A 6,104-nucleotide genomic window follows, 5' to 3' on the forward strand; every position below is an offset into this window, starting at 1 on the left:
AAGAACTTTTTTACGAAAATCTACTGAATATGCCATAAAAATAGTATAGCACAAAGTGTGTGGTTTCTGTTTCATTCACTATAATTTTTGAAAGGTTGTGTTCTTGTGAGATTGAAAAATGGAAAACATGTAGAATCCTACAGACATACGCGCGTGAAGCTGCGCAAATCTGGTAAGCACTGGGTGAGTACCGTCGTGTCGACAGTTGGAACCCTATTATTCGGTAAAGCAGTAGCACGTCGGACTGAGCGATCGGGTCACGATGACTTGGAGGTTAAACTGCTCTCACCCAACACCGTTTTAAAAGGAGCAGGAGCACTGGGAGCCCTCATGGGTGGGGCTGCCTTAGCAACGGATGAGGCCTTTGCGGAGGAAACCGTGGCCTCGTCAGAAGTGGCTAGTGACCTGTTAACGACCCAGGATGAGGTTGCCTTGCAGGTAGATTCTGCGGCAGCTTCTGTAGCGGTTGTGGAGGTGGAAACTTCGACTGAGGTGAGCCAGCAGTCTGAGAGCAAGGAGATTGCTGTAGAAGCGTCGCTTTCGGCTTCACTATCTGCATCAGAGTCGCTTTCTTTATCTGTGAGTGAGTCTGTCCGCGCCTCGGAATCTGTCTCTGCTTCAGAGTCTCTATCTGAAAGTGCTGTTCTTTCGAACTCGGAGTCGCTACCTGGCTCAGAAGCTCTTTCATCCCAAGCAAGCAAAGCGGACCAGACCAGTCAATCTGACCTTGTTCAGTCAGAAAATGGTTCAGTTGAGGTCCTAGAGGGGAGTAAGGATCGGGAAGCTGGGCTAGCAGAATTGACCCAGGTGCAGAGTGGCGCAGAGCTCCTGAATCAGTTGGCCCAAGAGCAGGTATCGGATTCCAGCTCTGTGGATTTGGCGGCGGCCTTGGCAACTAGCCAGGCTGATCTAGTAGCTGCAACAGCGGTCTTGGGCAATTCGTCTGCGACCCTGACTGAGATTCAGACAGCTGTATCGGCCTTGAAAACGAGCAACCAGGCCTTGGTCGCTGAATTGGCTAAGGAGGGGGTAGACAGCAGGGCGAGCTTTAAGGTAGCGGTGACGGCTGAAAAAGAAGTCGGGACAAGTGCCTTAAGTTCAGCTCTTCGTCAAGCGACAGCTACCAGCGACCTATCAGAGCCGGCTGATTTACCAGGCTATGGCATTGATGACTTGGTACCACATGAAAACCTACCAAGAGATCCCAATCCAGGCTACTATACAGAATATGTAGGTCGTGATGAGAGCACAGGTAACTATATCACGGTTTCGAAAACCAAGGATCTTCAAAATTACTATGTCAGCACCTTTGACTCGGAGCAAAACCTGTTAACACGAGAGTCGATTACTTTCACTTCAACGAATGTTCAGAGAGTTCAGGATGGCTTTTCTCTAGCTTATCGTATTCTTAGAGGACAGGCTCAGTTGACGATTAAACCGGCAGCTGACAATATCGTAACCGAGTGGATTTGGGAGAGTCCGACTAAGACAACTACGAGTGTTTCAGCTGTATTTAGACCCCGGGCTACCTATGTGGAGCAGACTACATATTTTGTGGATCAGAGTGACAATCCCCTTCGTGAGGAAGTGGTGCAAAAGGGTTGGGCTGCGTCAACCTATACCACAGCAGCTCTTGAAATTCCAGGCTATGTCGTAGTGGGGTCGCCTATCAGTAATGGTGTTCTAGATCCGGAATCTACTAATAATGAAGTTTACTATGTCTATAAAAAGGACAATTCTTCGGAGTCCTTGTCTATGAGCGAAAGTGAGGCGGTGGCTGCTTCGGAATCAGAATCTGTTAGCGATAGCCTGGTAGCTTCTCTAGCTGCTAGTCAGTCGTCTTCTCAGTCCTTATCTGAGTCTCTTTCCGCTAGTCAAAGCAACTCCTTGTCGGCAAGTACCAGTGCCTCCGTTTCAGCTTCAGAGTCCTTGTCTGTGAGTCAAAGCAATTCCTTGTCGGCAAGTACTAGTGCCTCTGTTTCAGTATCAGAGTCCTTGTCTGTGAGTCAAAGTACCTCTTTGTCAACAAGTACCAGTGCTTCCGTTTCAGTATCAGAGTCCTTGTCCGTGAGTCAAAGTACATCTGAATCAGTAAGTACCAGCACCTCCCTCTCTGTTTCAGAATCTCTATCTGTTAGTGAGAGTGTATCTCTATCTACTTCAGAATCGATTAGTACTTCTGTGTCAGAATCCGTATCAGAGTCAATCAGTACTTCTGTATCCGAATCTACCTCTGAGTCCGTAAGCGAGTCTGTATCTGAATCCGTGAGTGAGTCGGTGTCCGAATCCACTTCTGAATCTGTTAGCGAATCAGTATCAGAATCCGTAAGCGAGTCAGTGTCTGAATCAGTATCCGAGTCAGTAAGTGAATCCGTGTCTGAGTCCGTGAGCGAATCAGTATCCGAGTCAGTAAGTGAGTCAGTGTCTGAATCAGTAAGTGAATCCGTGTCTGAATCCGTAAGTGAGTCTGTCTCTGAATCAGTATCAGAATCCGTAAGCGAATCCGTGTCTGAATCCGTATCTGAATCGGTAAGCGAGTCAGTGTCTGAGTCAGTATCAGAGTCCGTAAGTGAGTCAGTATCCGAGTCCGTAAGCGAATCCGTATCTGAATCGGTAAGCGAGTCAGTATCAGAGTCAGTAAGTGAATCCGTATCTGAGTCAGTAAGTGAATCCGTGTCTGAGTCAGTAAGTGAGTCAGTGTCTGAGTCCGTAAGCGAATCCGTATCAGAATCTGTTAGCGAATCAGTGTCTGAGTCTGTTAGCGAATCAGTATCCGAGTCCGTAAGCGAGTCAGTATCCGAGTCCGTGAGTGAGTCAGTGTCTGAATCCGTAAGTGAATCCGTGTCTGAGTCCGTAAGTGAGTCAGTGTCTGAGTCCGTAAGCGAATCAGTATCTGAGTCAGTAAGTGAATCAGTGTCTGAGTCCGTAAGCGAATCCGTATCTGAATCCGTAAGCGAGTCAGTCTCCGAATCCGTAAGTGAGTCAGTGTCTGAGTCCGTAAGCGAGTCAGTATCTGAATCCGTAAGCGAGTCAGTAAGTGAGTCAGTGTCTGAGTCCGTAAGCGAGTCAGTGTCTGAATCCGTATCTGAATCAGTAAGCGAATCCGTATCTGAATCCGTATCAGAATCCGTAAGTGAGTCCGTGAGTGAGTCAGTATCAGAATCTGTTAGCGAATCCGTATCCGAGTCAGTAAGCGAATCCGTGTCTGAATCCGTAAGTGAGTTCGTGTCTGAATCAGTCTCCGAGTCAGTAAGTGAGTCCGTAAGTGAGTCAGTGTCTGAGTCCGTAAGCGAATCAGTATCCGAGTCCGTAAGTGAGTCAGTGTCTGAGTCCGTAAGCGAATCAGTATCTGAGTCAGTGTCTGAGTCAGTAAGTGAGTCAGTGTCTGAGTCCGTAAGCGAATCAGTATCAGAGTCAGTGTCTGAGTCCGTAAGCGAGTCAGTATCCGAGTCCGTAAGTGAATCCGTGTCTGAATCAGTAAGCGAGTCAGTGTCTGAGTCTGTGAGCGAATCAGTATCAGAGTCCGTAAGCGAGTCAGTAAGTGAGTCAGTGTCTGAGTCAGTATCAGAATCCGTAAGCGAATCAGTATCAGAGTCAGTGTCTGAGTCAGTATCAGAATCCGTAAGCGAGTCTGTCTCCGAATCCGTATCAGAGTCCGTAAGTGAGTCAGTGTCTGAATCCGTATCTGAATCGGTAAGCGAGTCAGTATCTGAGTCAGTGTCTGAATCCGTGAGTGAGTCAGTATCTGAATCAGTAAGCGAGTCTGTCTCCGAATCCGTATCAGAGTCAGTAAGTGAGTCAGTATCTGAATCCGTGAGTGAGTCAGTATCTGAATCGGTAAGCGAGTCAGTAAGTGAATCCGTATCTGAGTCAGTGTCTGAATCCGTAAGCGAATCCGTATCCGAGTCAGTAAGCGAATCCGTGTCTGAGTCTGTGAGTGAGTCAGTAAGTGAATCCGTGTCTGAATCAGTAAGTGAGTCAGTGTCTGAATCCGTATCAGAATCCGTAAGCGAGTCAGTATCTGAGTCAGTGTCTGAATCCGTAAGCGAGTCTGTCTCCGAATCCGTATCAGAGTCAGTAAGTGAGTCAGTATCTGAATCGGTAAGCGAGTCAGTAAGTGAATCCGTATCTGAGTCAGTGTCTGAATCCGTAAGCGAATCCGTATCAGAGTCAGTGTCTGAGTCCGTAAGCGAGTCAGTATCAGAGTCAGTAAGTGAGTCAGTATCAGAGTCCGTAAGTGAGTCAGTATCAGAGTCAGTAAGTGAGTCAGTAAGTGAATCCGTGTCTGAATCAGTAAGCGAGTCTGTATCAGAGTCAGTAAGTGAATCCGTGTCTGAGTCCGTAAGTGAGTCAGTGTCTGAGTCCGTAAGCGAATCAGTATCAGAGTCAGTGTCTGAGTCCGTAAGCGAGTCAGTAAGTGAATCCGTGTCTGAATCAGTAAGCGAGTCAGTATCAGAGTCAGTAAGTGAATCCGTGTCTGAGTCCGTAAGCGAATTAGTATCAGAGTCAGTGTCTGAGTCCGTAAGCGAGTCAGTATCAGAGTCCGTAAGTGAGTCAGTATCAGAATCCGTAAGCGAGTCAGTAAGTGAATCCGTGTCTGAATCAGTAAGCGAGTCTGTATCAGAGTCAGTAAGTGAATCCGTGTCTGAGTCCGTAAGTGAGTCAGTGTCTGAGTCCGTAAGCGAATCAGTATCAGAGTCAGTGTCTGAGTCCGTAAGTGAGTCAGTATCAGAATCCGTAAGCGAGTCAGTATCTGAATCCGTGTCTGAATCCGTAAGCGAGTCAGTGTCTGAGTCTGTGAGCGAATCAGTATCAGAGTCCGTAAGCGAGTCAGTGTCTGAGTCAGTATCAGAATCCGTAAGTGAGTCAGTGTCTGAGTCAGTATCAGAGTCCGTAAGTGAGTCAGTATCTGAATCCGTGAGTGAGTCAGTAAGTGAATCCGTGTCTGAGTCCGTAAGTGAGTCTGTCTCCGAGTCCGTAAGCGAATCCGTAAGCGAATCAGTATCAGAGTCAGTGTCTGAATCCGTATCTGAATCGGTAAGCGAGTCAGTATCAGAGTCAGTGTCTGAATCCGTATCTGAATCGGTAAGCGAATCAGTATCTGAGTCAGTAAGTGAGTCAGTGTCTGAGTCCGTAAGCGAGTCAGTATCAGAGTCAGTGTCTGAGTCCGTAAGCGAATCGGTATCAGAGTCAGTGTCTGAATCCGTGAGCGAATCAGTATCCGAGTCAGTGTCTGAGTCCGTGAGTGAGTCAGTATCTGAATCGGTAAGCGAGTCAGTATCCGAGTCAGTAAGTGAATCCGTATCCGAGTCAGTATCAGAATCTGTTAGCGAATCCGTATCCGAGTCAGTAAGTGAATCCGTGTCTGAATCAGTCTCCGAGTCAGTAAGTGAATCCGTGTCTGAATCCGTAAGCGAGTCTGTCTCCGAGTCCGTAAGCGAATCCGTATCTGAATCCGTAAGCGAGTCAGTGTCCGAGTCCGTAAGTGAGTCAGTATCTGAATCCGTAAGTGAGTCAGTATCAGTATCTGAGTCTGAGTCAGTATCAGAGTCTGTAAGTGAATCCGTGTCTGAATCAGTCTCCGAGTCAGTAAGTGAGTCAGTATCTGAATCCGTAAGTGAATCCGTGTCTGAGTCCGTAAGCGAATCAGTATCAGAATCGGTAAGCGAGTCAGTGTCTGAGTCCGTGAGTGAGTCAGTATCTGAATCGGTAAGCGAGTCTGTCTCCGAGTCCGTAAGCGAATCAGTATTAGAATCGGTAAGCGAGTCAGTGTCCGAGTCAGTAAGTGAGTCAGTATCTGAATCCGTGAGTGAGTCAGTATCAGTATCTGAGTCCGTATCTGTATCTGAGTCTGTAAGTGAATCAGTATCAGCATCTGAGTCAGTGTCTGTATCAGAATCAGTAAGTGAATCAGCATCAGCGTCTGAGTCTGTATCTGAATCAGTAAGCGAATCCGTATCTGAATCTCTAAGTGAATCTGTACAGACAGACAGCAACCAACCAAGCCCAGTTGACCAAACGGTTAATGTTGGTGATCCAGTTGATCCATCTAAATCAATCTCTAACCTCGGAGATCTTCCAGTAGGTACCAAGGTTGAGTTTGA

The 6,104-nt window shown here is 47.2% G+C and carries 1 protein-coding gene and 1 pseudogene; both read left to right on the forward strand.

Translation table 11 applies throughout. The annotated features are described in order from the left end of the window. Window positions 1–105: 105 nt before the first annotated feature. A pseudogene (locus N4310_RS08605) lies at window positions 106–1,716 on the forward strand (KxYKxGKxW signal peptide domain-containing protein); the annotation flags it as partial. 4,167 nt (window positions 1,717–5,883) lie between these two features. Beyond that, the coding region (locus N4310_RS08610) for a Rib/alpha-like domain-containing protein (protein ID WP_338092451.1) at window positions 5,884–6,104 on the forward strand (221 nt) is incomplete at its 3' end.

Origin of the sequence: Streptococcus danieliae (assembly GCF_025447695.1) — a bacterium.
Taxonomy (GTDB): Bacteria; Bacillota; Bacilli; order Lactobacillales; family Streptococcaceae; genus Streptococcus; species Streptococcus danieliae.